Raw genomic sequence first — 25,101 nt, forward strand, 5'->3', positions numbered from 1 at the left:
CGTCCTAGTCGTTGCCGGCCGCCGCGGCCGGCTTCTTTGCTGCAGGTTTCTTGGCGGCCGCCTTTTTTGCCGGAGCTTTCTTGGCCGTTGCCTTCTTCGCAGCCGGCTTCTTCGCTGCCGCGGCTTTCTTCGCCGGAGCCTTTTTCGCCGGTGCTTTCTTGGCGCCGCCGGACTTCTCCACCTTGGCCTTGATCAGATCGATAGCCTGTTCCAGCGTCACCTCTTCCGGCGTGATCGATTTCGGAATCGTCGCGTAGGTTTTCAGGTGTTTTACATAGGGGCCGAAGCGGCCGGCGCCGACGGTGATCTGCTTGCCTTCGTATTCGCCAAGCTCGCGGCCCGGGCTCTTTTTCTTCGGATTATTCGCGATCAGGTCAACGGCGCGGTTGATGCCGATGGTCAGCACATCGTCCCCTGCGGGGATCGACACATAGGTGCTGCCAATCTTCAAATAGGGGCCGTAGCGACCGATCCCGGCGAGGATGATCTCACCGCTTTCCGGATCCGGGCCTACCTCGCGCGGCAGAGCCAGCAACCCCAGAGCGGTCTCAAGCGTGACGTCTCCGGGATTCATGCCTTTGGTCAGCGATGCCCGTTTCGGCTTCGGCACTTCGTCCGTCTTCTCGCCGAGCTGCACATAGGTGCCGTACGGGCCCTTGCGGATCGAGACATCGAGACCGGTTGCCGGGTCCTTGCCGAGAATTTTCGGGCCGTTCGCGAGATCGGCGGTGCCGTCCTCACTCCCGTCGCCGGCTTGCGTCATCTGCCGGGTGAACTTGCATTCCGGATAGTTGGAGCAGCCGATGAAAGCGCCGAACTTGCCGAGCTTGAGGCCGAGACGGCCATCGCTGCAGGTCGGGCAGGCCCGGACGGTCTCGCCGTTTTCGTCGACCGGGAAGAAGTGCGGGCCGAGTTCCTCATCGAGGGCGGTCAGCACGTCGGAGATTTTCAGGTCCTTGGTCTTGTCAACCGCTTCGTGGAAGGCCTTCCAGAAGTCGGTCAGGACCTTCTTCCAGGCGATAGTCCCTTCGGCGATATTGTCGAGGGCGTCTTCTAGCTCGGCCGTGAAATTGTACTGCACGTAGCGGGTAAAGAAGTTTGACAGGAACGTGGTGACCAGACGTCCCCGGTCTTCCGGAATGAAACGGCGTTTGTCGAGAACGACATAGTTCCGGTCCTGCAGCACCTGCAGGATGCTGGCATAGGTCGAGGGGCGGCCGATGCCGAGTTCCTCAAGCCCTTTCACCAGGCTCGCTTCGCTGTAGCGCGGCGGCGGCTGTGTGAAATGCTGTTCCGGCTTGGGCTCGTCATGGGCCAGCGCTTCACCTTCCGTCATGGAAGGCAGCAGACGCCCGTCCTCATCTTGCTCACTGCTCTGCGCAGGTTCGTCCTTGGTTTCCTGATAAAGCTTCAGGAAACCGTCGAAGGTGATGATGGAACCTGTGGCGCGGAATTCCGCCCGACTGTCGGCGGCCTGGATGGTCACCGTGGTCTGGTCCAGCTCGGCGCTGGCCATCTGGCAGGCGACGGTGCGCTTCCAGATCAGCTCGTAGAGCCGGGCCATGTCCTTGTCGAGCCTCGCCGCCATTTCGCGGGGGTGGCGGCGCACATCGGTCGGCCGGATCGCCTCGTGGGCCTCCTGTGCATTCTTCGACTTGTTCTTGTACATCCGCGGGCTGTTCGGCAGATACCGGTCGCCGAAATTCTTGCCGATATCGTCGCGGATGGCGAAGACGGCATCCTGGCTGAGCTGCACACCGTCGGTACGCATATAGGTGATCAGGCCGACGGTCTCGCCGCCGAGATCGATACCCTCATAGAGTTTCTGTGCGAGCTGCATGGTGCGCGACGCGCCGAAGCCGAGCTTGCGCGATGCTTCCTGCTGCAACGTCGAGGTGGTGAACGGCGGATAGGGATTGCGCTTGGTCTGCTTCTTTTCCAGAGAGCGGACCGAATAGGCCCCGCCCTGGATGCGCTCCACAGCGGCTTTGGCTGCCGCTTCGGTGTTGATAGAGAACTTCTGCAGCTTCTCGCCGTCGAGATGGGTCAGGCGAGCTGTGAAATTCTTGCGCTCCTTGGTCCGGAACGCCGCGTCGATGGTCCAGTATTCTTCTGACCGGAAGGCCTCGATCTCGGCTTCCCGCTCGCAGATCAGACGCAGGGCAACGGACTGCACCCGGCCGGCGGACCGGGAGCCGGGCAGCTTGCGCCACAGCACTGGCGACAGCGTAAAGCCAACCAGATAATCGAGGGCGCGGCGCGCCAGATAGGCGTCGACCAGATCCTGGTCGAGTTCGCGCGGGTTATCGATGGCGTCCAGCACGGCGCGCTTGGTGATCTCGTGAAAGACCACGCGCTTCACGTCGACGCCCTTCAGGGCCTTACGGTCGGAAAGCACATTCTGCACATGCCAAGAAATCGCTTCACCTTCGCGATCCGGGTCAGTTGCGAGAAACAGACTTTCGGCGCCTTTGACGGCACTGGCGATTTCCTTGATCTGCTTTTCCGCCCGGGGCTGGGCTTCCCAGATCATGGCGAAATCGGCATCCGGATCGACCGATCCGTCCTTCGAGGGCAGATCGCGGATATGCCCATAGCTGGCCAACACCTTGTAATCACTACCAAGGTACTTATTGATCGTTTTGGCTTTGGCCGGCGACTCGACAACGACGACTTTCATGGGCTACCGGAAGTCCTTTCCTTGTGGCGGTGGCTCCGGTCCTGGCGTCGAAAACCCCTCAGATTATGGAGGGCTGTAGCGTCGCGCCACTCTGTTCCCCGGATGCCGCTCGGCTTCACCAGCCAACTCTGCTTCCAAGAGGATGGTTAGGACCACCGGCGGTGACAATTGGCATTGGCGGATGATTTCGTCAACTGCTAGAGGCGTTGCATCCAAAATGGAAAGCACCTGGGTTCGCGCTTTCTCGTCGATCTCCTCGACGGGTTGAGGGGAGAAACCGGAGATGCCGAAGAGGTCGGAGAACGGTGGCTCCTCACGGACTCCGCCGCGCAGCAACATGCTCAATATGTCATCGGCGCGTTCGATCAGATGAGCGCCATCGCGGAGAAGTCCGTTGCTCCCGGCACAGCGCGGGTCCATCGGCGATCCGGGCACCGCACAAACCTCCCGGCCCTGATCGGCGGCGAAACGGGCGGTGATCAGGGAGCCTGAGCGTTTCGCCGCTTCCACCACCAGTGTGGCGCGGGTCATACCGGCAATGATCCGGTTTCGGGCGGGGAAATGGCGGGCAAGCGGCCGGGTGCCGATCGGGGCTTCGGCGATCAGGGCGCCTTCGGCTGCAATGCGAGCGTGCAGCGCCGCATTCTCGGGCGGGTAGATGACATCGGCACCGCCAGCGACCACGGCGACCGTGCCGGTCTCAAGGGAGCCCGTATGCGCGGCAGTGTCGATACCGCGGGCAAGACCGGAAACCACGACCACGCCCCGCGCGCCGAGATCGCGCGCCAGCCTCTCGGTGAATCGCACGGCATTGCCGGAGGCATTGCGGGCGCCGACGATGGAAACAGACGGCTCCAGAAAGAGGTGAGCATGTCCAAGAATGGAAACTGCTGCCGGGGCGCCTTCTATCTCGGCGAGCATGGCCGGATAGTCCGGCTCTCCGATCACCAGCAAGCGGGCGCCTGCCTGCTCGTTGGCCGCAATTTCTTTTTCGATATCGGCTGACGCCGGAATTTTCAGTTTCGCGCGCCGGCCGCCTCGACGGGCAAGGTCAGGCAATTGTTCGAGTGCCGCCTGAGCTGAGCCAAAGCGGCTCAGCAGGTGCTGGAACGTTACCGGTCCGACATTTTCCGTGCGGATCAGGCGAAGCCGGGCGAGCCGTTCGGTCGCATCCGGCGCTGCTGATGTCTGGTGTCCTCTGGCCATCGTGATCCTCCCGTCTCATCCATGGACGGGACGGGAGGATTTCTGGAAGGAGGTGCCGGTTTCAGCTCTTCGGCTTGTCCTTGGAGAATGTGATCCGGCTTTCCTCGCCCTTGATCAGGCGCCGGATATTCCCGTGATGGCGGAAGATGACGAGCAAGGCCATGAAGAGCGCGAGTTCCGCATGCTGCCTGTCGACGAGCCACTCCATATAGAACGGCGCCGCGACGGATGCGACGAGTGCGGAAAGCGAGGATATGCGGAAGATCACCGCGATCGCGAGCCATGTCAGGCCCGTCAGTCCGCCGACCAAGGGGGACAGTGCGAGCAAAATGCCGAAGGCCGTCGCGACGCCCTTGCCGCCCTTGAATTTCAGCCAGACTGGAAAACAATGGCCGAGCATCGCGGCGCCCGCGGCGATAACGGCCATGTCCGGGCCGTACTGGCTGGCGAGCAGAACCGCTACAGCCCCTTTGCCGCTGTCGCAGATCACCGTGGCGATGGCCAGGGGTTTGCTGCCGGTCCGGAGTACGTTCGTTGCCCCAATGCTGCCGGAGCCGATGGAACGGACATCACCAAGCCCGGCGAGACGTGTCAGGACGAGGCCGAAGGGGACCGAGCCGAGAAGATAGGCGGCGAGGGCACAGGCATAGAAGGGCCATGTGTATTCGAGCGGACCCAGAAGATCAGGCATCGGGGAATCTCCGCCGCTCGGGAACCGGTGAGGTCTCGATATCGAATACCAGATTGCCGGCCCGGTAGGTCCGTTCGACGCGGCCCTGCACAGGTCGCTCGTCGAACGGCGTGTTCCTGGATTTACCGCGCAACTCGTCCCTGTCGATCCGCACGGCCCGGTTCGGATCGAACAGGATGAAGTCCGCGAGATGCCCCTTGCGGAGCCGCCCTGCCGGAAGCTTCAGCAGATCGGCGGGGGACTGGGTCAGCGCCTTCAGAACCGTCAGGAACGGCACCTGGTCGTTATGCACAAGCTCCAGAGACACGGAGAGAAGAGTCTCCAGTCCGACGCCGCCGAAATCCGCCTGGGTGAAAGGCAGGCGCTTCTGGTCCCGGTCGCCCGGGATGTGGGCGCTGACGATGGCATCGATGGTGCCGTCGGCAAGGCCTTCTATAACTGCCAGGCGGTCTTCCTCGGTGCGCAGCGGCGGGGACAGCTTGGCGAAGGTGCGGTAGCCGACCACTGCGGACTCAGTGAGCGAGAAATAGGGGGGGGCGGTGTCCGCCGTTACTCGCAGCCCGGAGGCCTTCGCCCGGCGCACGGCTTCAACAGCCGCTGCGGTCGAAAGGCAGGAGAAATGCAACCGGCCACCAGTCAGCTCAACCAGCCGGAGATCCCGCTCGATCATCATGACCTCGGCCGCTGCCGGAATGCCGGGCAGACCAAGACGTGTTGCTGTTTCGCCTTCGTTCATAACACCGCTGCCGACCATCTCCGGCATCTCCGGATGCTGGATGATCACGGTATCGAACAGTTGCGCATAGGAGAGCAGGCGGCGCATGACGAGGGGATGCGCAATCGCCTTGCCGCCATCGGTGAAGCCGGCCGCGCCGGATTCATGCAGCAGGCCGAGTTCTGTCATCACCTTGCCGCCGAGCCCCTTGGTGGCGGCGGCATAGGAATGGATGTTCACCAGTCCGACATCGCGTCCCAGACGTTCGACGAACTCCAGCACCGCGACATCGTCGACGATGGGGTCGGTGTTCGGCAAGCAGGTGAAGGTGGTGACACCGCCGGCGACAGCGGCCTGGGCTGCCGTCGCCAGGGTTTCGATATGCTCGTTCCCCGGCTCGCCGGTGGAGACCCGCATGTCGACCAGCCCCGGGGCGAGGCAGAGGCCCTTGCAGTCGACAACATGCACATCGTCCTGGACGGCATCGACAAAGACATTCGGGCCGATATCGAGGACCCGCGCCCCATCCACCAGCATGGCGCCTTGCGCGTCCAGACCGGACTCAGGGTCGAGCAGGCGGGCATTCTTGAAAAGAGTACGGCTCACTGATTCTTCGCCCATGGTTCGAGCTGCGCTTCCGCCAGAACTTCGAGACAGGCCATGCGGACGGCAACACCCATCTCGACCTGCTCACGGATCAGGCTGCGGTCAATATCGTCCGCCACGTCCGAATCGATTTCGACGCCACGGTTCATCGGCCCCGGATGCATGACCAGCGCGTCCGGCTTGGCGACGGAGAGTTTGTCGTGATCGAGGCCGAACAGCCGGTAATATTCGCGGACGGACGGCACGAAGCTGCCTTCCATGCGTTCGTTCTGCAGCCGCAGCATCATCACGATGTCGCAGTCGGCAAGCCCGGTGCGCATGTCGTGATGTATCTCGACGCCGAGCCGTTCAAGGCCGGGCGGGATCAGGGTCGGCGGGGCGCAGACCCGGACCCGGGCGCCCATGATCGAGAGCAGATGGATATTGGATCGGGCAACCCGGCTGTGGGCGACATCGCCGCAGATCGCAACCTGCAGGCCGGCCAGGTCGCCCTTGCGGCGGCGGATCGTCAGCGCATCGAGCAGGGCCTGGGTCGGATGCTCGTGGGTGCCGTCGCCGGCATTGATGACGCCGCAATTCACCTTCTGCGCCAGCAGGTGCACCGCGCCCGAGTCGCCGTGCCGGATGGTCAGTACATCCGGATGCATGGCGTTCAGGGTGACTGCCGTGTCGATCAGGGTTTCCCCTTTTTTCACCGAACTGGTGCCGACCGACATGTTGAGCACATCGGCGCCGAGCCGCTTGCCCGCCAGCTCGAAGCTGGTGCGCGTGCGGGTCGAGTTCTCGAAGAAAAGGTTGATGATTGTGCGGCCGCGCAGGCTCGACATTTTCTTGTCCGCGCGGCGGTTGATGTCGACATAGCGGTCGGAAAGATCCAGGAGCGCTTCAATGTCGGGGCGCGATAGGCCTTCGATGCCGAGCAGGTGTCGGAGTCGAAGCGCGGGCGCGTCACTTTGGGGCGAGGGCTGAGTGCTAGTCATTAAAGGCTTCTTATACGGGCCGGGCGCGGGGGGCGGCAAGGACGTTCGCGGGTACTTTCGCCTTATTAGCGCGGAGGTGGCGGATCTCCTGCCGGACAGTCAGGTGTCGGCCTGACGATTTGTGCTTGTCGGAGCTTCCGCGCGCCCGGCCGTGTGGGGGAATCGGGTGCGACTCAAAGCTCGGTTTGAAGGCTGCTTCCCTATACAATCGCGGAAGCATTGGCTAACTCTGTTTCACGAGACATATCGCCAACTGACGGGCGGCCAGTCATGAATGAACACATTCCACGGACAACAATACGGGTCGTGATTTCTGGCCGGGTTCAGGGTGTCTGGTATCGCGGATGGACTGTGAGCGAGGCGAGTGCCGCCGGTCTTGACGGTTGGGTCCGTAACCGGAGCGACGGCACGGTCGAAGCGGTCTTTTCCGGCCCGTCCGCGAGTGTCGACGCGATGATCGAAGCCTGCAGCAACGGCCCGCCTGCAGCCAAGGTAACCGGCATCGAGTGTATCGATGATGCCGATCCGCCGGGCCATTCCGGCTTCCATCAGCGGCCGACGCTCTGAGATCGCAATGCTGGTTTTCGGAAATGCTCTGCCCTCCTCAAGCGAGATGCAACGGAGACTGGATTGGATCCGTTCGCTGATCGATCGGGAGAGTCATGGCGAAGGCCTGAGCCTCTCGCCGCAGGCCGAGGCGCTTTTTGACGAGATGAGCCGTTGCTTTGCTGCCGGAGCCTGGTTGGCGGCGCTTGTTTTCGCGCAGGCGGCGCTGGATGCGGAACTGAATCAGGGGGATATCGACGGACTGATGCTGAACGAGGCCCGGTTTGGTCCCGGCTATGTCTGGCTGCGCAACAGGCGGAATCATCTACTCCACGCGGACGACCCGCGTCCGGCCGTGACGGTCTCTGATCTGGAGCAGGAGGGCCGGCGCCTTGAGCAGGAGGCACGCCGTGCGATCGGCCTTATGGTGAAAGCGGTGTTGGCTCGTTAGTCAGGTTTTTTGACTGCATAGGTGCGGTATTCCGGCTCTGCCAGAAACCAGACAGCAGCCGGATTGATCTGCAAAAAACTGTACCCTTTGGTCTCGACTTTTTGTAACAGGCGCTTTTCGAGAAGGCCGACAAGGAGATCCGCAATCGGTGTGTCGATGCGGGCAACGAATTCTCCGATGTCTTCTGATTTCGACGGATTGTAGCCGTCCAGAATCAGGTCGAACACCTCGCACTCGTCAGGCGACATCTCGCGAACAACGTCCGCTATGTTGGTTTGGTGACGCATCATTCGTAAAACAAATCGTTTGGATGAATGTCTCCATATAGTATCGATTTAATATCGTTAAGTTAATGTGAATTTTCTTTAAAATGCATTTCAGCCGTGATTCGTTTCTGGGTTCTGGCGCTGTGTGGCTGGCACGATTTTGTCCGGACGGCCGAATTGTTGGCCCGGTCCAAACACGGTCTCAAACGCGGCGTGTAATTCCAGATCCGCTTCCGCCATTGAGACGAGTTGCCCGAGATCGTGCAGGCTGGTGACGCCATGCTCGCTGATGCCGCAGGGCACGATCCCTTCGAAATGAGAAAGTTCGGGCTCCACGTTGATCGAAATTCCGTGCATTGAGACCCAGCGTTTCAGCCGGACACCGATGGCGGCGATCTTGTCTTCCCTAAGAGGCGTCCCGATATCGCCGCGTGTCACCCAGATCCCGACCCGGCCGTCACGCCGCTCTCCCTTTACATTGAAGGCCGCGAGTGTACGGATGATCCAGTCTTCCAGCGCTTGCACGTAGGCGCGGATATCCTGCTTGCGGGTTGTCAGATCGAGCATCACGTAGGCCACCCGCTGACCGGGGCCATGATAGGTGTACTGTCCGCCGCGGCCGGTCTGGAAGATCGGGAAGCGCTGGGTTTCGAGCAAGTCCTTCGGGTCCGCGCTGGTGCCGGCCGTATAGAGCGGCGGATGTTCCAGCAGCCAGACGAGTTCCGGCGCGGTTCCCGCGCGAATGGCCGCCGCCCGGGCGTCCATTTCAGCTAGAGCGTCCGGATAGGCGACCGGCTCGTCGGATATCCGCCATTCCAGATCCATCACCTTAGTCTCTCCCGGCGGATAAAGTTTTTTCACGTCCATGCTCTTTTCGGCACAATGATACTTGATCCCGTTAAAGGGATTTGCTACTCCCCCGCATCCCGAAGGCGCAAGCCTTCAGATGTCACTACATGTGCGGTCGTGGCGGAATTGGTAGACGCGCAGCGTTGAGGTCGCTGTCCTGGAAACAGGGTGGAAGTTCGAGTCTTCTCGACCGCACCATCTCTCTCTGTATCATAATGACTTAATTGCCTTTCGGCGCCACTTCAGCTGTGGCGTTATAAGGCTATGCGGTCTATCCAATGACCGGTACGGACGTGATCGGGGAGAGCCATCGTGGCTGAGGGACTGAAGGAAGCGGCACTTTATTTTCATAAGCACCCGAGACCGGGAAAGCTGACGGTCGAAGCGACCAAGCCGCTTGCGACGCAGCGCGACCTCTCTCTTGCCTATTCTCCGGGCGTTGCCTACGCCTGCATGGCCATCGTCGATGATCCGAACGAAGTCCGGAACATGACCGCCCGCGGTAATCTTGTCGGCGTGGTCACGAACGGTACTGCTGTACTTGGTCTCGGCAATATCGGCCCGCTTGCCTCCAAGCCGGTGATGGAAGGCAAGGCCGTCCTCTTCAAAAAGTTCGCCTATATCGACGTGTTCGATCTTGAGGTCGATGAACTCGACGTCGACAAGTTTTGCGATGTCGTGGCCGCACTCGAGCCGACCTTCGGGGGTATCAACCTCGAAGATATCAAGGCGCCGGAATGCTTTGAGATCGAGGAAAAGCTTCGCGCCCGGATGAACATCCCGGTTTTCCATGACGACCAGCACGGCACGGCCATCATTGTTGCGGCCGCAATCCTCAGCGGCCTGCGTTGTGTCGACAAGAAGCTGGAAGACATCAAGCTGGTCACCTCCGGCGCCGGAGCGGCGGCGCTGGCCTGCCTGAAGCTGCTCGTCTCCATGGGTGTGAAATACGAGAATGTTACCGTCACTGACATTGACGGCGTGGTCTACAAGGGGCGTTCTTCAATGAATCCGCACCTGGAGCCGTTTGCCCAGGAGACCGATGCTCGCACGCTGGGAGAAGTCATCGACGGTGCCGATGTTTTCCTTGGCCTTTCCGCGCCGGGCGTGTTGAAGCAGGACATGGTGAAGAAGATGGCGAAGGACCCGCTGGTTCTCGCTCTTGCCAATCCGGATCCTGAAATCCTGCCGGAAGAGGTGCGCGCGGTTCGCCCGGATGCGCTGATTTGCACCGGTCGCTCGGACTACCCGAACCAGGTGAACAACGTTCTCTGCTTCCCGTATATTTTCCGTGGCGCGCTCGATGTCGGGGCGACCACGATTAACGAGGAAATGAAGATCGCGGCGGTTGAGGCGATCGCCGATCTGGCCCAACAGGAAGCCTCCGACGTCGTCGCGAGCGCCTATGGTGGCGAAGCACCGTCCTTCGGGCCGGAATATCTCATTCCGAAGCCGTTCGATCCGCGCCTGATCCTGGAAATCGCGCCGCGCGTTGCCAAGGCCGCGATGGACAGCGGCGTGGCCACCATGCCGATGGAGGATTTCGACTGGTATCACGAAAAGCTGAGCCAGTTCGTTTATCGCTCCGGTCAGGTCATGCGCCCGGTGGTGCTATCCGCCAAGCAGGACCCGAAACGCATTGCCTTTGCCGAAGGCGAGCAGGAGCGCATTCTGCGCGCCGCCCAAAGCATTGTCGATGAGGGTATTGCGCGCCCGATTTTGATCGGTCGGCGCGATGTGATCGCCGGGAAGATCGAGGAACTGCATCTCCGTCTGAAGCCGGATGCGGATATCGAGATTGTCGACATGCAGAATGACGACCGGCTGGATTCCTTTGCTGCCACGTATCACGAAATGATGGCCCGGCGCGGGGTTTCGCCGGACCGGGCGCGGCAAATCATGCGCAACAGGCCGACCGCAATTTCGTCGATCATGGTGTCTCAGGGTGAGGCTGATGCAGGTATCTGCGGGGCGATTGGGCGCTGGCGCGATCATCTGGTTGAAGTCATCGATATCATTGGCCCACGTACCGATGTGCATCGCTGCACGGCGCTGAGCCTTTTGATCATGCCGCAGGGCCCGATCTTCATTCTCGATACCCACGTCAATCCGACGCCGAGTGCATCGGACCTGGTGGAGATGGTGGGGTTGGCGACGACGGAAGTGCGCAGCTTCGGCATCGAGCCGAAGGTCGCCCTGTTGTCGCATTCCAATTTCGGCTCGTCGAATCTCGAGTCCGCTGTGCGGATGCGGGAATCGGTTGCCGCGCTGAAAAAGGCTTATCCCGACATTGAGATCGAGGGCGAGATGCATGCGGACGCGGCGCTCAGCGAGGCAACTCGTGACCGGGCTTTCCCGGGCGCCGGTCTCACCGGGGCTGCGAACCTGCTGGTCATGCCGGGGATCGATGCAGCCAATATCTCTTTCAATCTGTTGAAGACGCTCGGCCGTGGTCTGTCTGTCGGACCGATCCTGCTCGGCACCGCTTATCCCATGCATATTCTGACGTCGTCGGTCACCGTGCGCGGAATTATCAACATGGCGGCCGTTGCCGTTGTCGACGCGCAGGAACATCACCGTATCCGCGCCAAAAAGGGGTGAATCAGTGAGCGTCGAAGGCCCCAAAGATCCCGTGCAGGAGCCGGTGGATTCTTTCGGCGCTCAACAGCTTTCCGGCGATGATGCGGCCGACATCCAGCGCAAGGCGCGGGCCAAGCGAAAAAAGAAAAAGCTGAAGCGGCGCATCCGGTCTCTGGAAAAAGAACTCGCGGTCTATGACAGCGTCGCGGCCTCAAAGCTCTACGGTCTGACACCGGAGCTGGAGAAGGAAGTCGCGCAGGCGCTGGCCGGCGACAAGCCGCGACAGCTCTACCGGCTCGTCCGGCCGCTGCATGCCGCGGACCATGCCGACCTGATCGAGCGTTATTCGGGACGTAACCGGGAAGCGCTTGTCACGGTTCTCGGCCGTTATTTCGACCCGGAAACCCTGACTTATCTCGACGACAAGGTGCGTGAGGAAATCATCCCGCTGCTGGATGATGAAGTTCTCCGGAACGCCATGCACATGCTCGAATCCGACGATGCCGTCGAGATTCTGGGCGAGTTGGACGATGAGGATCAGGCCCGTCTGCTTGACGCTATGCCTGATCGCGAACGTGCAATGATCGAGGAAGGGCTGACCTACGACGAGGCCAGCGCCGGCCGTCTCATGCAGCGTGAGCTGGTAACGGTGCCGGAGCACTGGACTGTCGGCCAAACCATTGATTTCCTGCGCACCACGGAACAGCTGCCGAATTATTTTTACGATATCTACGTTGTCGACCCGGCTCATCACCCTTTTGGGAAACTGTCGCTCAGCCGTTTACTGCGGAGCAAGCGGCCGGTACGGGTAGCCGACATCATGAGTACGGACTTCCACAAAGTGCCGCTCGTGATGGACCAGGAAGACGTCGCCATGATGTTCCGGCAATACGGGCTTGTCTCCGCGCCGGTTGTGGACGCCGACGAGCGGCTGATCGGTATGATCACGGTGGATGACGTGGTCGAGGTCATGAACGAAGAGGCGGAGGAAGACATCCTGCGTCTCGGTGGTGTGGCGAATGACGATCTGCATGGCAGTCTGTTGAGCACCACCCGCAGCCGGTTCTCCTGGCTGGCGGTCAACCTGGTGACGGCGATTGTCGCCTCCGGCGTGATTGGTGCCTTTGAGACCACGATCGAGAAGATCGTCGCCCTCGCGGTGCTGATGCCGATCGTTGCTTCCATGGGCGGCAACGCGGGGACCCAGACTCTGACCGTCGCGGTGCGGGCATTGTCGATGCGTGAGTTGAGTTCCACCAACGCCTTCAAATTCGTGATGAAGGAAATGACGGTGGGATCCCTGAACGGGATAATGTTCGCACTGATCGCGGCCGGCGCCTGCTGGGCCTGGTTCGGGGACCCGAAGATCGCGGCGGTGATGGCTTCCGCCATGGTGATCAATCTTTTTGTCGCGGGTCTTTCCGGTACGCTGATCCCGATCACACTTGAGCGGTTCAAGATCGATCCGGCCGTCGCCTCCACGGTATTCCTAACCACAGTGACGGATGTGGTCGGCTTCTTCACCTTCCTCGGGCTTGCGGCGCTGTTCCTGATATAACCGGTTTGATTGACGTTAGCGTCAATCGGTGATTTCCTTTTCCGATGCTGAAGGAAATCACCACGGCGGATCTTGCCCGCGAGTACGATCTGACAACACGGGCGATCCGGCATTATGAGGCTCTGGGGCTGATCTGCCCGGCCCGGCGCGGTCGCACGCGGATTTTCAGCCAGCGAGACAAGGTGCGTGTCGGTCTTATTGCGCGGGGGCGAAGGCTTGGCCTCTCCCTTGAGGAAATCCGCGAAATCATTGACCTCTATGATGCCGAACGGGGCGAGGAGCGGCAGATCCTGCTGCTCCTTGGAAAGCTCCGGGCGCGGCGCTCCAAGCTGCAGGAACAGGTGCGTGAGATGACCCTGATCCTGGACGAACTCGATGCCGTCGAGGCGAGTTGCATTGAGTCGTTGACGGATCTGGCCAAAGACGGGAATGATTGACGTGAACGTCAATGAAGGTCCGATGTCCAGATTTCAGACACCCAATCCAGATTTTGCCGGTCGTGTGCGGGAAAGCTTCGCGCGGCAGGCTTTCATGGAGCATATCGGTGCCGTGCTTTCCGATGTCGCGCCGGGCCGCTGCGTGATTGACCTTCCCTACAGGGAAGAATTGACCCAGCAGCATGGTTTCTTCCATGGCGGTATTATTGGCACGCTTGCGGACAATGCCTGCGGCTATGCTGCCTTTACGCTGGCGCCGGCGGATGCGAGCATCCTGACCGTCGAATACAAGATGAATATCGTCTCGCCCGGAGATGGGGAGCAGCTGGTTGCCAGGGCTGACGTTGTCAGGCCCGGACGCTCGCTTGTGGTCTGCCGGTGCGACGTTCTTGCGGTGAAGAACGGCACAGAAAAACTGGCCGCGACCGCGCTTGCCACAATGATGCTCATGCATGGTCGCGAAGACGACCGAAGCGGCAACTGACGCCGTAAAAATGCAAAGCGGAGGAAACAAGAATGATCCCGAATGATATCCCCTCGCTGAACTACGATCTGGGCGAGACCGCGGACATGCTGCGCGATGCGGTGCGTTCTTTCTCGGCGGACGAAATTGCGCCGCGTGCGGCGGAGATCGACCGGTCGAACGAGTTCCCGATGGATCTCTGGCCGAAGCTCGGCGCGCTCGGTGTGCTTGGCGTGACCGTGGACGAGAAGTACGGCGGCGCCGGGATGGGCTATCTCGAGCACTCCGTTGCCATGGAAGAGATCAGCCGGGCCTCCGCGTCGGTCGGTCTCAGCTATGGCGCCCATTCCAATCTCTGCGTCAACCAGATCCGGCTGAATGGCACCGAGGAGCAGCGGCAGAAATATCTGCCGAAGCTAATCTCCGGGGAGCATGTTGGCGCGCTGGCCATGAGCGAGCCCGGCGCCGGCTCTGACGTCGTGTCTATGAAGCTGCGCGCGCAAAAGAAGGGTGATCGTTACGTCCTGAACGGCACCAAGATGTGGATTACCAACGGCCCGGACGCGGACACGCTGGTGGTTTATGCCAAGACCGATCCGGACGCGCATCAGCACGGCATCACCGCTTTTCTGGTGGAGAAGGGCTTCAAGGGATTCTCGACGGCGCAGAAGCTGGACAAGCTCGGCATGCGCGGCTCGAACACGTGCGAGCTGGTGTTCGAGAATTGCGAAATCCCGGAGGAAAACGTTCTCGGCCAGCTGAATGGCGGCGCCCGGGTGTTGATGAGCGGGCTCGATTACGAGCGCGCGGTGCTGGCTGCCGGATCGCTCGGCATCATGCAGGCCTGCATGGATATCGTCGTGCCCTACATCCATGAGCGTAAACAGTTCGGTAAGTCGATCGGCGAGTTCCAGCTCATGCAGGGCAAGATCGCCGACATGTATGTGACGATGAATTCGGCCAAGGCCTATGTCTATGCTGTGGCCAAGGCCTGCGACCGGGGAGAGGTCACCCGGAAGGACGCCGCCGGCGCGATTCTCTACGCTGCCGAAAAGGCAACCTGGATGGCGCTTGAAGCAATTCAGTGCCTCGGCGGCAACGGGTACATCAACGACACCGCGACCGGGCGGCTGCTGCGCGACGCCAAGTTGTACGAGATCGGCGCCGGTACCAGCGAAATTCGCCGGATGCTGATCGGCCGCGAACTCTTCAAGGAAACCGCCTGACCGGGAGGGCCACGTGGCCATCGATCATGAAAACGGCCTGATTCATGAGGCTGACGGCAAGCCGCGCTGCTGGTGGTGTGCCGGAGACGATCTCTACCGTCACTATCACGACACCGAATGGGGCCAGCGGGCGCGGGACGACCGCACGTTGTTCGAGAAGATCTGCCTTGAGGGCTTCCAGTCCGGTCTTTCCTGGCTGACGATCCTCCGCAAGCGCGAGAACTTCCGCGCGGCCTTTGCCAATTTCGAGATCGAGAAGGTTGCTGCTTTCACCGACGCGGATATCGAGCGTTGTGTGCAGGATGCCGGGATTGTCCGGCACCGGGGCAAGATCGTCTCGACGATCAACAACGCAAAGCGGGCCATTGAGCTGATCGAGAAGGAAGGCTCCCTCTCGGACTATGTCTGGGGTTTCAGGGCGGAGCATCGCGGACCGGAGCGGCTCGACTTTGCGACACTGCAGACCATGGCAACCACGCCGGAATCGACGGCGCTTTCCAAAGATCTGAAAAAACGCGGCTGGAGCTTCGTCGGCCCGACCACGTGCTACGCTTTCATGCAGGCTATGGGCATGGTCGACGATCATGTCGAGGGGTGTCACGTTACTGTCGGAGAGCGACGGTAGAGGACGGCCAGCAAGAGCCGGAGGGAGGACAAATGATCGGAAAGCGCATCTATTCAGGATCGCCGTTCGAGGAAATGGCCGGATATGCCCGTGCCGTTGTCGATGGCGACATGGTCTATGTCTCCGGCACGACAGGCTTCAATCCGGAGAGCATGAGCTTCCCGGATTCGGTCGAGGAACAGGCCGAGCTGTGTTTCCTGAACATCCAGCGGGCGCTGCTTCAGGCGCACAGTAACCTTGAAAACATGCTCCGCGTCCGGGTCTTTGTCGCCAGCCGGGAAGAGTTCGACCGGATCAAGCCGATCATCAAGAAATATTGCGATGCCGCCCGTCCGGCGAACACGACGATCATCTGCGATCTTGCCGAAGAGCAGATGCGTGTCGAGGTCGAGGTGACGGCGAAAGCCATCCTGCGGCCTGGCAACGAACGCTGAAGGAGGCGAAAATGCCGACAGTTCTGATTACCGGGGCAAACCGGGGAATAGGTCTCGAGCTGGCGCGTGCTTACGCGGCGGATGGTTGGTCCGTGATCGGCGCCTGCCGTAACCCGGACGGGGCCACGGATCTCGCGGTTATTGAGGGGGTCGAGCTTTGCCCTCTGGATGTGAATGACGCGGCCAGCATCGCGGCCATGGCTGAACGCTACAAGGGTCGTCCGGTTGATGTTTTGCTGAACAATGCCGGGATCATCGGCGGGCGCGGCATGCTGGCAGAGATCGATTACGCGGCCTGGGCCGACACGATGGAAACCAACCTCTTCGGCCCGATCCGTATCGCCGAGGCGATGAAGGACAATGTGCTGTCCAGTGATCGCAAGCAGATGGCCTTCATCAGCTCGAAGATGGGCTCACTCGCGGAATGCACCGGCGGATCCTATATCTATCGGTCCTCCAAGGCCGCCCTCAACATGGCTGTCAAATGCCTGTCGCTGGAATTTGCCGGAAACGGGCTCACCGCCGTGATGTTCCATCCGGGCCATGTGCGCACCGATATGGGGGGCGCGGCGGCCCCGGTTCTTCCGGTGGAAAGCGCTACCGGCATCAAGTCGGTGATCGATGGATTGAGCCCGTCCGACAATGGGCGGTTCTTCAACTACGACGGGACGGAATTGCCGTGGTGACCGGCCACGGAGTTAAGGGAGCGAAACAATGACCGAGAACGGTACGGGCGGAAGCCCGATCATCTTTTATTACGACTATTCCTCGCCATTCGCCTATCTGGCGGCCCACAAGATCAACGATCTGGCGAAACTTTATCACCGGCAGGTGGATTGGCGGCCGACCTTGCTGGGCGCGGTCTTCAAGCTGAACGGTAACACACCGTTGATGGACCAGCCGCTGAAGGGAGCATATTCGCGTCGCGATCTTGACCGCTGTGCCCGCCTTATGGGGCTTCCCCTGAGTTTTCCGGAGAGCTTTCCGTTTCTTTCCGTAGCGGCGGCACGGGCAACCTGGTGGCTGAAAGGCAAGGACGAGGCTCTGGCGCAAAAAGTCGCGCTGGCCCTGTTCAATGCGGCTTTTCAGGAGATGAAAGCGATCAACAATGCCGAGGCGGTTATCGAGATTGCCGCCGCGAACGGTGTCGATCCGGACGAGCTTCGTGCTGCTCTCAACGATGCGGACGTAAAAGAAAAGCTGAAGACCGAGGTCGATGCATCGATCGAGGCCGGGGTCTGTGGCGCACCGTACTTTATTGTCGATGGCGAGCCTTTCTGGGGCGCCGACAGGCTGGATCATGTCGAACGGTGGCTCAGCACCGGCGGTTGGTAAGGGTATTTCAATGACGGTTATCAAGACTGCCCCCGTGGGCCGGGACGAGACTTTCCAGCGCAATGCGGAGCGTATGCGGACGCTGGTCGCAGATCTGCAGGAGCAGGTCGCCGGCGTCAAACTGGGGGGCGGTCAGCGCAGTCAGGAGCGGCATGTCGGCCGCGGCAAGCTGCTGCCGCGTGACCGGGTCAGGACCTTGCTCGATCCCGGCGCGCCGTGGCTCGAATTCTCCCAGCTTGCTGCCCATGGCATGTATGGCGGTGATATCTCCTCCGGCGGCATCCTGACCGGGATTGGCCGGGTCATGGGCCAGGAAGTGATGGTCATTGCCAATGATGCCACGGTGAAGGGCGGCACCTACTTTCCGGTTACCGTGAAGAAGCACCTCCGGGCGCAGGAAATCGCCTGGCAGAACGGATTGCCCTGCATCTATCTGGTGGATTCCGGTGGCGCTTTTTTGCCGGAGCAGGATGAAGTCTTCCCGGACCGGGATCATTTCGGGCGGATCTTCTACAATCAGGCCAACATGTCGGCGGATGGTATCCCGCAGATCGCTGTGGTCATGGGCTCCTGCACGGCAGGCGGCGCCTATGTCCCCGCCATGTCGGACGAAAGCATCATCGTCAAGGAGCAGGGCACCATCTTCCTCGGCGGCCCGCCGCTGGTGAAGGCGGCGACAGGCGAGGTGGTCAGTGCTGAGGATCTGGGCGGTGCGGACGTGCATTCCCGTATCTCAGGCGTAACAGATCATATCGCCCGGGATGACACCCACGCCCTCGGACTGGCGCGACGTATCGTCGGCAATCTCAACCGGGTGAAGCGTCCGACCCTCGCCGTGCGCGAGCCGGTCGAGCCGCTTTACGATGCGGAAGAAATCTATGGCGTTGTGCCGGAGGATACCCGGACGCCCTATGACGTCCGCGAGATCATTGCCCGCATCGTCGACGGCTCCGAATTCGACGAGTTCAAACCGCTTTATGGGACAACGCTCGTCACCGGCTTTGCCCATCTCTGGGGCTATCCGGTCGGTATCATCGCCAATAACGGCATCCTGTTTTCGGAATCCTCCCTGAAGGGCGCTCATTTCATCGAGCTTTGCTGCCAGCGCGGCATTCCGCTCGTGTTCCTGCAGAACATCACCGGCTTCATGGTTGGCCGGAAATACGAGTCAGGCGGTATCGCCAAGGACGGTGCCAAACTTGTCACCGCTGTGGCCTCCGCCCGGGTGCCGAAATTCACCGTCATTATCGGCGGCTCATTCGGGGCCGGAAATTACGGCATGTGCGGACGCGCGTACGGTCCCCGCATGCTCTACATGTGGCCGAACTCCCGAATTTCGGTGATGGGCGGTGAGCAGGCAGCGAGCGTTCTGGCCCAGGTGCGCCGGGACGGTCTGGAAGCACGCGGCGAAAACTGGCCCGAAGACGAAGAGGAAGCGTTCAAGGCGCCGATCCGCGACCAATACGAGACCCAGGGGCACCCCTATTACGCCAGTGCCCGGCTCTGGGACGACGGGGTCATAGATCCGGCCGATACGCGCACTGTGCTCGGCCTTTCCATTTCCGCTTCTCTCAATCGAGACATAGAGCCGACGAAGTTCGGCATTTTCCGGATGTAAGCGATGCATAGCGAATACACACCGAAGCGCCCGGAGAGCCTGATTGTCGAGGATGCGGACGGCATCGTGACCGTCACGCTGAATCGGCCGGACATCCATAATGCGTTCGATGAAATCCTGATCGGGGATCTGCACGGGTTGTTTCGTTCTCTGGCAGATCGGGCGGATATTCTGGCCGTGGTCCTGACTGGCGCCGGAAAGAGTTTTTCCGCCGGAGCCGACCTCAACTGGATGAAACGGGCGGCGGACCATACGCAGCATGAGAATTTCGAGGACGCGATGCAGTTCTCGAACATGATGGATGCGCTCTATGCATTACCCATGACGACCATCGCCATGGTCAACGGCACAGCGATGGGCGGGGGACTCGGACTCTGTGCCTGCTGCGATATCGCGGTGGCGGCGGATACGGCGCAATTCGCCCTCTCTGAAGTTCGTCTCGGGATCATTCCGGGCGTGATTAGCCCCTATGTCATTCAAGCCATCGGTATCCGGGAATCGCACCGCTGGTTCCAGACCGGGGAGGGGTTCGGCGCGGTCGAGGCATTGCGCATGGGGCTTCTGCATAAGGTCTGTGCGCCGGACGTGTTGGAGGAAGAGACCGGAGCTATCCTCAAGGAAATTAAAAAAGGCGGCCCTAACGCCATCCGGGCCTCGAAAACCCTGTTGCGGGAGGTGGCCGGGCGCGAGCTTGATGATACGACCCGGCGGGAGACTGCCCAGCGGATTGCCGGGCAACGGGCCACGCGCGAAGGCCGCGAAGGGCTGTCGGCATTTCTGGAAAAACGCAAACCGGACTGGATCGCCTGATGACGGAGATGCGCACTATCCGCACATTGCTGATCGCGAACCGGGGCGAGATCGCCTGCCGGATCGCCCGTACGGCCCGTTCGCTCGGCATCCGCACAGTCGCTGTCTATTCGGAAGCGGATGCCGCTGCGTTGCATGTTGCCGCCGCCGACACGGCCTGTCCGATCGGCCCGGCATCAGCGGCGGAATCCTACTTGCGGATTGACCGGCTGATTGAGGCAGCAAAAGCAACGGGAGCGGATGCGATCCATCCCGGCTACGGCTTCCTTTCCGAAAACCCGGAACTGGCGCGTGCCTGTTCCGCGGCCGGCATTCTGTTCATCGGACCGGATGTTCCGGCCATTGAGGCCATGGGCTCCAAAGCGGCCGCCAAGGACATCATGGCAAAAGCCGGGGTTCCTCTTGTGCCGGGCTATCACGGTGCGGATCAAAGCATGGATACGCTGGAAAAAGCGGCCGCAGGTATCGGTTTTCCGGTGCTGTTGAAGGCAAGCGCCGGTGGTGGCGGCAAGGGAATGCGCGTGGTCGAGAGCGCGGACACTCTTGCCGACGGTATCGCTGCCGCCAAGCGCGAGGCAGCGGCGGCCTTTGGCGATGACCGGTTGCTGATCGAGAAATACCTGACCCGCCCGCGTCATGTGGAGGTCCAGGTTTTCGCGGACCGGCACGGCAACGCGGTGCATCTCTTTGAGCGGGACTGTTCTGTTCAGCGCCGTCACCAGAAGGTCGTAGAGGAAGCACCGGCGCCGGGGCTCGACGAAACCGTACGCTCGGCCATGGCGAAAGCGGCGATCGATGCGGCGAAGGCGATCGACTATGTCGGTGCCGGCACGGTCGAGTTCATCATGGATGAGGATGGCGCTTTCTATTTCATGGAGATGAATACCCGGCTGCAGGTGGAGCACCCGGTGACCGAGGCGATCACCGGCGAGGATCTTGTCGCCTGGCAGATCCGCGTGGCTGAAGGCGGTACATTGCCGCTTACGCAGGATCGGATATCCGCTTCTGGCCATGCGCTTGAGGTGCGGATCTATGCCGAGGACCCCGAGCGCGAGTTCCTGCCGCAGACAGGGCGGCTCGGCCGTTTGGCGTTCCCGGAGCAAATGGATGGTGTCCGGGTGGATACCGGAGTTGCCGAAGGCGATTCGGTCAGCGTTCATTACGATCCGATGATCGCCAAGCTGATTACCCAAGGAAGGGATCGGGCGGAGGCATTGCGCCGGATGTCGCGGGCCCTCGCGGAAACCCGGATCGCCGGGTTGGCGAACAATGTTCCCTACCTCAAGCGGATCGTGGAACATCCGGCTTTTATCGCGGGCGGTGTCGATACGCGTTTCATCGAGACCTATCGTGACGATCTTGCGGCCACCGCAACGCGGGACGCGGAGACCGTGCCGATGCTGGCTGCCGCAGCGATTCTGGAGGCGGAGCGCCTGGACGTGTTGCGGCAAGCCCGCCTCGGAGGTGACCCTTATTCGCCATGGGCGATGGCTTACGGCTGGCGTCTGAATGATTCTCCCCTGCATGGACTGACCCTGTTGCACGGCGCTGACGAAGTGTTGCTGCGGTATCGTCTCGCGGCCGGCATCTACGTATTCGAGCAGGGTGAGAGCCAGGTCCGGATTACCGTTGATCTTCATGAGGACGGCAGATTGGAGGCGCGGATCGACGGGATAGCCGTGCGCGTCGAGGTCGCCTTCGAAGTCGAAGCCGTGACTGTCTTTTATGACGGTACGGCGCATCGCTATGTTTTGAAAACGGCACTGGCTTCCGGGGCGGAGGCCGGTGAAGATTCAGGTCACGTCACCGCGCCGATGCCCGGAAAACTGATCGCGGTCCATGTTGCCGACGGGGCGGACGTCGCCAAGGGCGATCCGTTGATGGTGCTGGAAGCCATGAAGATGGAGCATGTGATCAGGGCCCCTGATAACGGTATTGTCACGGCAGTGCATTTCGCGCCCGGCGATCAGGTCGAGGAGGGGGCGGACTTGCTACTCTTCGAGGCGCATGTCGCTGACTGACTGGTGCGGGGCCGGTCGGCTGACCAATTCACGACGGTCCCGCCTGTAAAACTGAAGAGTTTGCCTCGATGTCGAATCTGCAACCCCGCCACCTGATTCTTTTACCGGTTTTCGCTCTTGCCGGCTGGCTGGCGCTCCTGCCGCCGTCGGGCATGCCGGACGGTGCCGCTCCGGCGGGCGCGCTTGTGGTTCTCTGTATCGGACTCTGGGCGACCGGCGCCATCACCGAGCATCTGGTGGCGATGCTGCTTTTCTTCCTCGCCATGGTGTTTTCCGTGGCACCGCCGGAAACCGTGTTCTCCGGATTCGCCTCAGGTGCTTTCTGGCTGGTTCTGGGCGGTCTCATTATCGGGGCGGCGGTGGATGTCACGGGGCTCGGCAAGCGCCTGGCCCGGGCCATCACCGCGCGTATCTCCGGCGGCTATGGATCGGTCATTGCCGGGATCGTTATCGTCTCTGTGGTACTGATCTTCCTGATGCCGTCGACCTTGTCGCGAATCGTGCTGTTGATGCCGATCATGACCGCTCTGGCCGATAGGCTCGGCTATCCGGCCGGCAGCAAGGGCCGGAACGGCATGGTGCTGGCGATGATCCTGACCTCCTATCTCTGCTCGGTCGGCGTGCTTCCGGCGAATGTGCCGAACAATGTGCTGGTGGGCGCGGCGGAAACGTCGCACGGCGTGCATATCCGCTATTTCGACTATCTGCTGCTGCATTTCCCGGTGCTTGGTGCCGTCAAGGCGGTGGTGATTGCCGTTCTCTTGACCTGGATGTTCCGCGAACCGGGCCATGCCGATGCGACAGAACAGGAAGACACGCGCGGGAACTGGTCCGGCATGAGTTTAGCCGAGCGAAAGATGGCGCTCTATCTCGCCGCTGCGCTGGTTTTCTGGGCTACGGACGCGGTCCATGGCGTCTCGGCCGCCTGGGTGTCGCTTGGTGTGGGGGTGCTTTGCCTGATGCCCGGGGCGGGGCTGGTTTCTGCCGAAGTCTACCGGCAGAAAATATCTCTCAACCCATTGATCTATATCGCCGGTATTCTTGCCGTTGGAGCGCTCGTTTCGCAGTCGGGGCTAGGCGGCTGGATTGGAGAGAAACTGATCGCGACTGCCGGTCTCGCGCCAGGGCAGCCGGCACAGAATTTCGCGACCATTGCCGGGATCGGCACTCTGATGGGCATGATTTCCACCATGCCGGCCGTGCCGGCAGTCCTGGCCCCACTCGCGGATCAGGTGGCTGAAGCCAGCGGTTTTCCTGTGTTCCTCGTGCTCAACATGGTCGTGGTCGGCTTTTCGACCGTGATCCTGCCGTATCAGGTGCCGCCATTCATCATCGGTATGCAGCTTGGCGGCGTGCCGATTCGGGTCGGTGCGCGGGCGTGCCTTTTTCTGGCTATCGCGTCGCTCGGCCTGATCCTGCCGCTGGACTTCGCTTGGTGGTGGTTGCTTGGCATGTTCGGGTAGATCTCTGTGACAGGCACGCATCAAGACCACGAACCCGGCGGACAACAGCCATGCCCCTCAATCTGATCAAGCTCTGCGTCGGGATCGAGACGGTGGAGCAGCTTGAGCAATACCGCGCTGAGCAGGTCCGTCATGCCGCAGCATCCGGTGCGGAGCCGGTCAGCATACACAGGACGCGGTCTTTCCCGCGCCGGGCGAACGAGATTCTGGAAGGCGGTTCGCTCTATTGGGTCATCAAGGGGCAGGTCCGGGCCCGGCAGAGAATCGAACGTCTGGATGAAGTCGAGACCGGGGAAGGGCGGCCGCACTGCGGCATTGTCCTCGATCCCGAGGTCGTCAGGGTCGTGCCGCGCCCGCATCGCGCCTTTCAGGGGTGGCGCTATCTGGAAGAGGCGAAAGCCCCGCAGGACCTATACGATGCGGGAGGCGATATCGATGCCGAGATGCCCGACGAGATGCAGGCGGAGTTGCGGCGACTCGGTATTCTGTAAGGCTCCGAACGGGACGTATGCTGGCTAGCTCTTGACCATAGCTCCGGCAGACGGCGCAGGAGAACGCGGGGTCGGCAGCATGCTGCTCTTGTTGGCCAGGGGGTTGGCCGGAGCGACGGTAAAGTCGATCGCGGTGCCGCCAATGGTCCGACTCTGCAGGGTTACGGTCGCGATACGGTCGCCTCGGGAATAGGTCATGGTGCTGATCGCCGAGCGGACGCTGGTGATCTTGATCCAGCCGAAACGCGGCATCTCCCGTTCGTAGAAGGCGTACATGTCCGGCATCTTGTAGCCGGACGTCAAAGCCAGCCGGCCGATCCATCCATCCTCGGCGCCAAGAACGAGAAGATTGTCGAAATCGATTTCCGCATTGGCCGGAATCGGCACGTCGCGGAATTCCGCAAATTGCGGGCCCTCGCTGCGGCTCTGTGTTTGAGCGCCGGTTTGATTCGCATCCTTCTTTGACGGCGCACCGGTCGAGGCCGATTGCCCGAAAGAGGGAAATTCCCCGGGAACACAAGCGCCGAGCGCCAGCATTGACACGGTCGCCAGCACGGCCAGCGGGCGCGCGGTCGAAAAAATTATGCCGTGACGCTCTGTCTGCATCTCGATTTTATCCATTTCAGAAACCCGAGCAATGGCGCTTTCTGGACCGAAACACCCTATAGAATGTTTTTTTGCGCCGTTTTTATGCTATATATAGTGCCATCAATTTCGGAGGCTGTCAGGCTTTTTCGCTGTTGACAGCCCCCGGCCCGAGGTCCTATACACCGGCCCACTTCGCGGCGCCGCAGCGCTGACGCGCCTCTCGAAAGAGGGGCTTGCATCCAGCAGCGGCCTCGCCTATATTCGGGTTTCGCGAGACGTTGATCGTCCTCGCGGCTTCCACAGACGAGGAATATCCGGGACCGCCGGTAAGGCGGAACAGGGTTTCATTGTCTCTCCTCTCCGGAGGAGAAGCTCTTTGACATTGTAGATATAGGAAAGGGATGCGCAGGCGGCGGGCTTGAATTGGTTTGCCGGTTTTCGATTATATGATCGACCTGTGTA

The 25,101-nt window shown here is 61.1% G+C and carries 24 protein-coding genes and 1 tRNA gene; 17 read left to right on the top strand and 8 right to left on the bottom strand.

The annotated features are described in order from the left end of the window. Positions 1 to 4: 4 nt before the first annotated feature. The 5 genes from topA to IG629_RS16545 all read right to left on the bottom strand — a co-directional run bounded on the left by topA (position 5) and on the right by IG629_RS16545 (position 6,878). Entirely contained in the window at positions 5 to 2,680 is a 2,676-nt protein-coding gene (topA, locus tag IG629_RS16525; protein ID WP_193173033.1) for a type I DNA topoisomerase, read from the bottom strand. Positions 2,681 to 2,743: 63 nt separating this feature from the next. Continuing rightward, the gene (gene dprA, locus IG629_RS16530) at positions 2,744 to 3,886 is read right to left on the bottom strand and encodes a DNA-processing protein DprA (protein ID WP_193173034.1); all 1,143 of its coding nucleotides are present in this window, start codon (positions 3,884 to 3,886) and stop codon (positions 2,744 to 2,746) included. Positions 3,887 to 3,947: 61 nt separating this feature from the next. Further along, positions 3,948 to 4,577 carry a glycerol-3-phosphate 1-O-acyltransferase PlsY gene (gene plsY, locus IG629_RS16535; RefSeq protein ID WP_193173035.1) on the bottom strand — a complete coding sequence of 210 codons (630 nt, stop codon included), beginning with the start codon at positions 4,575 to 4,577 and terminating at the stop codon, positions 3,948 to 3,950. Beyond that, positions 4,570 to 5,898 carry a dihydroorotase gene (gene pyrC, locus IG629_RS16540; protein WP_319025111.1) on the bottom strand — a complete coding sequence of 443 codons (1,329 nt, stop codon included), beginning with the start codon at positions 5,896 to 5,898 and terminating at the stop codon, positions 4,570 to 4,572. The genes plsY and pyrC overlap by 8 nt, the downstream gene beginning before the upstream one ends. Continuing rightward, positions 5,895 to 6,878: an aspartate carbamoyltransferase catalytic subunit gene (locus IG629_RS16545; protein ID WP_193173037.1), complete on the bottom strand. Its 984-nt coding sequence runs from the start codon at positions 6,876 to 6,878 to the stop codon at positions 5,895 to 5,897. Before IG629_RS16545 ends, pyrC begins: the two co-directional genes overlap by 4 nt. Positions 6,879 to 7,148: 270 nt before the next feature. Here IG629_RS16545 and IG629_RS16550 point away from each other — a divergent pair, with 270 nt between their 5' ends. Together IG629_RS16550 and IG629_RS16555 are read left to right on the top strand one after the other, a co-directional pair. Continuing rightward, on the top strand, positions 7,149 to 7,445 hold the full coding sequence (locus tag IG629_RS16550) for an acylphosphatase (RefSeq protein WP_193173038.1): 297 nt from the start codon (positions 7,149 to 7,151) through the stop codon (positions 7,443 to 7,445). A 7-nt stretch (positions 7,446 to 7,452) separates the two neighbouring features. Next, positions 7,453 to 7,875 (top strand): hypothetical protein, encoded by a 423-nt coding sequence (locus IG629_RS16555; protein WP_193173039.1) that lies wholly within the window; start codon positions 7,453 to 7,455, stop codon positions 7,873 to 7,875. Here IG629_RS16555 and IG629_RS16560 read toward each other — a convergent pair. After that, positions 7,872 to 8,165, bottom strand: a complete 294-nt coding sequence (locus tag IG629_RS16560) for a hypothetical protein (RefSeq protein WP_193173040.1) — start codon at positions 8,163 to 8,165, stop codon at positions 7,872 to 7,874. The genes IG629_RS16555 and IG629_RS16560 overlap by 4 nt on opposite strands. 87 nt (positions 8,166 to 8,252) lie before the next feature. Beyond that, positions 8,253 to 8,966: a lipoyl(octanoyl) transferase LipB gene (gene lipB, locus IG629_RS16565; RefSeq protein ID WP_264299832.1), complete on the bottom strand. Its 714-nt coding sequence runs from the start codon at positions 8,964 to 8,966 to the stop codon at positions 8,253 to 8,255. Positions 8,967 to 9,101: 135 nt separating this feature from the next. Between lipB and IG629_RS16570 the strand changes: the two genes are divergently transcribed. The 15 genes from IG629_RS16570 to IG629_RS16640 all read left to right on the top strand — a co-directional run bounded on the left by IG629_RS16570 (position 9,102) and on the right by IG629_RS16640 (position 24,051). Beyond that, positions 9,102 to 9,188: transfer RNA gene (locus IG629_RS16570), tRNA-Leu, on the top strand. 114 nt (positions 9,189 to 9,302) lie between these two features. After that, a complete protein-coding gene (locus tag IG629_RS16575; RefSeq protein WP_193173042.1) occupies positions 9,303 to 11,591 on the top strand; it encodes an NADP-dependent malic enzyme in 2,289 nt (762 codons plus the stop codon). Between the two features lie 4 nt (positions 11,592 to 11,595). Beyond that, a complete protein-coding gene (gene mgtE / locus IG629_RS16580) occupies positions 11,596 to 13,128 on the top strand; it encodes a magnesium transporter (RefSeq protein WP_319025112.1) in 1,533 nt (510 codons plus the stop codon). Positions 13,129 to 13,172: 44 nt separating this feature from the next. Next, positions 13,173 to 13,565 carry a MerR family transcriptional regulator gene (locus IG629_RS16585; RefSeq protein WP_028467452.1) on the top strand — a complete coding sequence of 131 codons (393 nt, stop codon included), beginning with the start codon at positions 13,173 to 13,175 and terminating at the stop codon, positions 13,563 to 13,565. Positions 13,566 to 13,587: 22 nt separating this feature from the next. Then, complete coding sequence (locus tag IG629_RS16590) at positions 13,588 to 14,049, top strand: PaaI family thioesterase (RefSeq protein ID WP_028467453.1); 462 nt, start codon at positions 13,588 to 13,590, stop codon at positions 14,047 to 14,049. 32 nt (positions 14,050 to 14,081) lie between these two features. Then, positions 14,082 to 15,254 (top strand): isovaleryl-CoA dehydrogenase, encoded by a 1,173-nt coding sequence (locus tag IG629_RS16595; protein WP_193173043.1) that lies wholly within the window; start codon positions 14,082 to 14,084, stop codon positions 15,252 to 15,254. Positions 15,255 to 15,267: 13 nt separating this feature from the next. Further along, a complete protein-coding gene (locus tag IG629_RS16600) occupies positions 15,268 to 15,879 on the top strand; it encodes a DNA-3-methyladenine glycosylase I (protein ID WP_319025113.1) in 612 nt (203 codons plus the stop codon). Positions 15,880 to 15,911: 32 nt separating this feature from the next. Continuing rightward, the gene (locus tag IG629_RS16605) at positions 15,912 to 16,313 is read left to right on the top strand and encodes a RidA family protein (protein WP_193173044.1); all 402 of its coding nucleotides are present in this window, start codon (positions 15,912 to 15,914) and stop codon (positions 16,311 to 16,313) included. A gap of 11 nt (positions 16,314 to 16,324) precedes the next feature. After that, on the top strand, positions 16,325 to 16,999 hold the full coding sequence (locus tag IG629_RS16610) for an SDR family oxidoreductase (RefSeq protein ID WP_193173045.1): 675 nt from the start codon (positions 16,325 to 16,327) through the stop codon (positions 16,997 to 16,999). A 28-nt stretch (positions 17,000 to 17,027) separates the two neighbouring features. Next, positions 17,028 to 17,648 (top strand): 2-hydroxychromene-2-carboxylate isomerase, encoded by a 621-nt coding sequence (locus IG629_RS16615; RefSeq protein WP_193173046.1) that lies wholly within the window; start codon positions 17,028 to 17,030, stop codon positions 17,646 to 17,648. 10 nt (positions 17,649 to 17,658) lie between these two features. Then, a complete protein-coding gene (locus tag IG629_RS16620) occupies positions 17,659 to 19,266 on the top strand; it encodes a carboxyl transferase domain-containing protein (RefSeq protein ID WP_193173047.1) in 1,608 nt (535 codons plus the stop codon). Positions 19,267 to 19,269: 3 nt separating this feature from the next. Beyond that, a complete protein-coding gene (locus tag IG629_RS16625; RefSeq protein WP_193173048.1) occupies positions 19,270 to 20,076 on the top strand; it encodes an enoyl-CoA hydratase/isomerase family protein in 807 nt (268 codons plus the stop codon). Further along, positions 20,076 to 22,097 carry an acetyl/propionyl/methylcrotonyl-CoA carboxylase subunit alpha gene (locus IG629_RS16630; protein WP_193173049.1) on the top strand — a complete coding sequence of 674 codons (2,022 nt, stop codon included), beginning with the start codon at positions 20,076 to 20,078 and terminating at the stop codon, positions 22,095 to 22,097. Before IG629_RS16625 ends, IG629_RS16630 begins: the two co-directional genes overlap by 1 nt. Positions 22,098 to 22,165: 68 nt before the next feature. After that, complete coding sequence (locus IG629_RS16635) at positions 22,166 to 23,560, top strand: SLC13 family permease (RefSeq protein ID WP_193173050.1); 1,395 nt, start codon at positions 22,166 to 22,168, stop codon at positions 23,558 to 23,560. 50 nt (positions 23,561 to 23,610) lie between these two features. Then, positions 23,611 to 24,051: a DUF1489 family protein gene (locus IG629_RS16640; RefSeq protein WP_193173051.1), complete on the top strand. Its 441-nt coding sequence runs from the start codon at positions 23,611 to 23,613 to the stop codon at positions 24,049 to 24,051. A 24-nt stretch (positions 24,052 to 24,075) separates the two neighbouring features. On the opposite strand, the gene IG629_RS16645 is transcribed toward IG629_RS16640, so the two are convergent. Then, positions 24,076 to 24,672, bottom strand: a complete 597-nt coding sequence (locus IG629_RS16645) for a hypothetical protein (RefSeq protein WP_193173052.1) — start codon at positions 24,670 to 24,672, stop codon at positions 24,076 to 24,078. Positions 24,673 to 25,101: the final 429 nt, after the last annotated feature.

Origin of the sequence: Nisaea nitritireducens (genome assembly GCF_014904795.1) — a bacterium.
Taxonomy (GTDB): Bacteria; Pseudomonadota; Alphaproteobacteria; order Thalassobaculales; family Thalassobaculaceae; genus Nisaea; species Nisaea nitritireducens.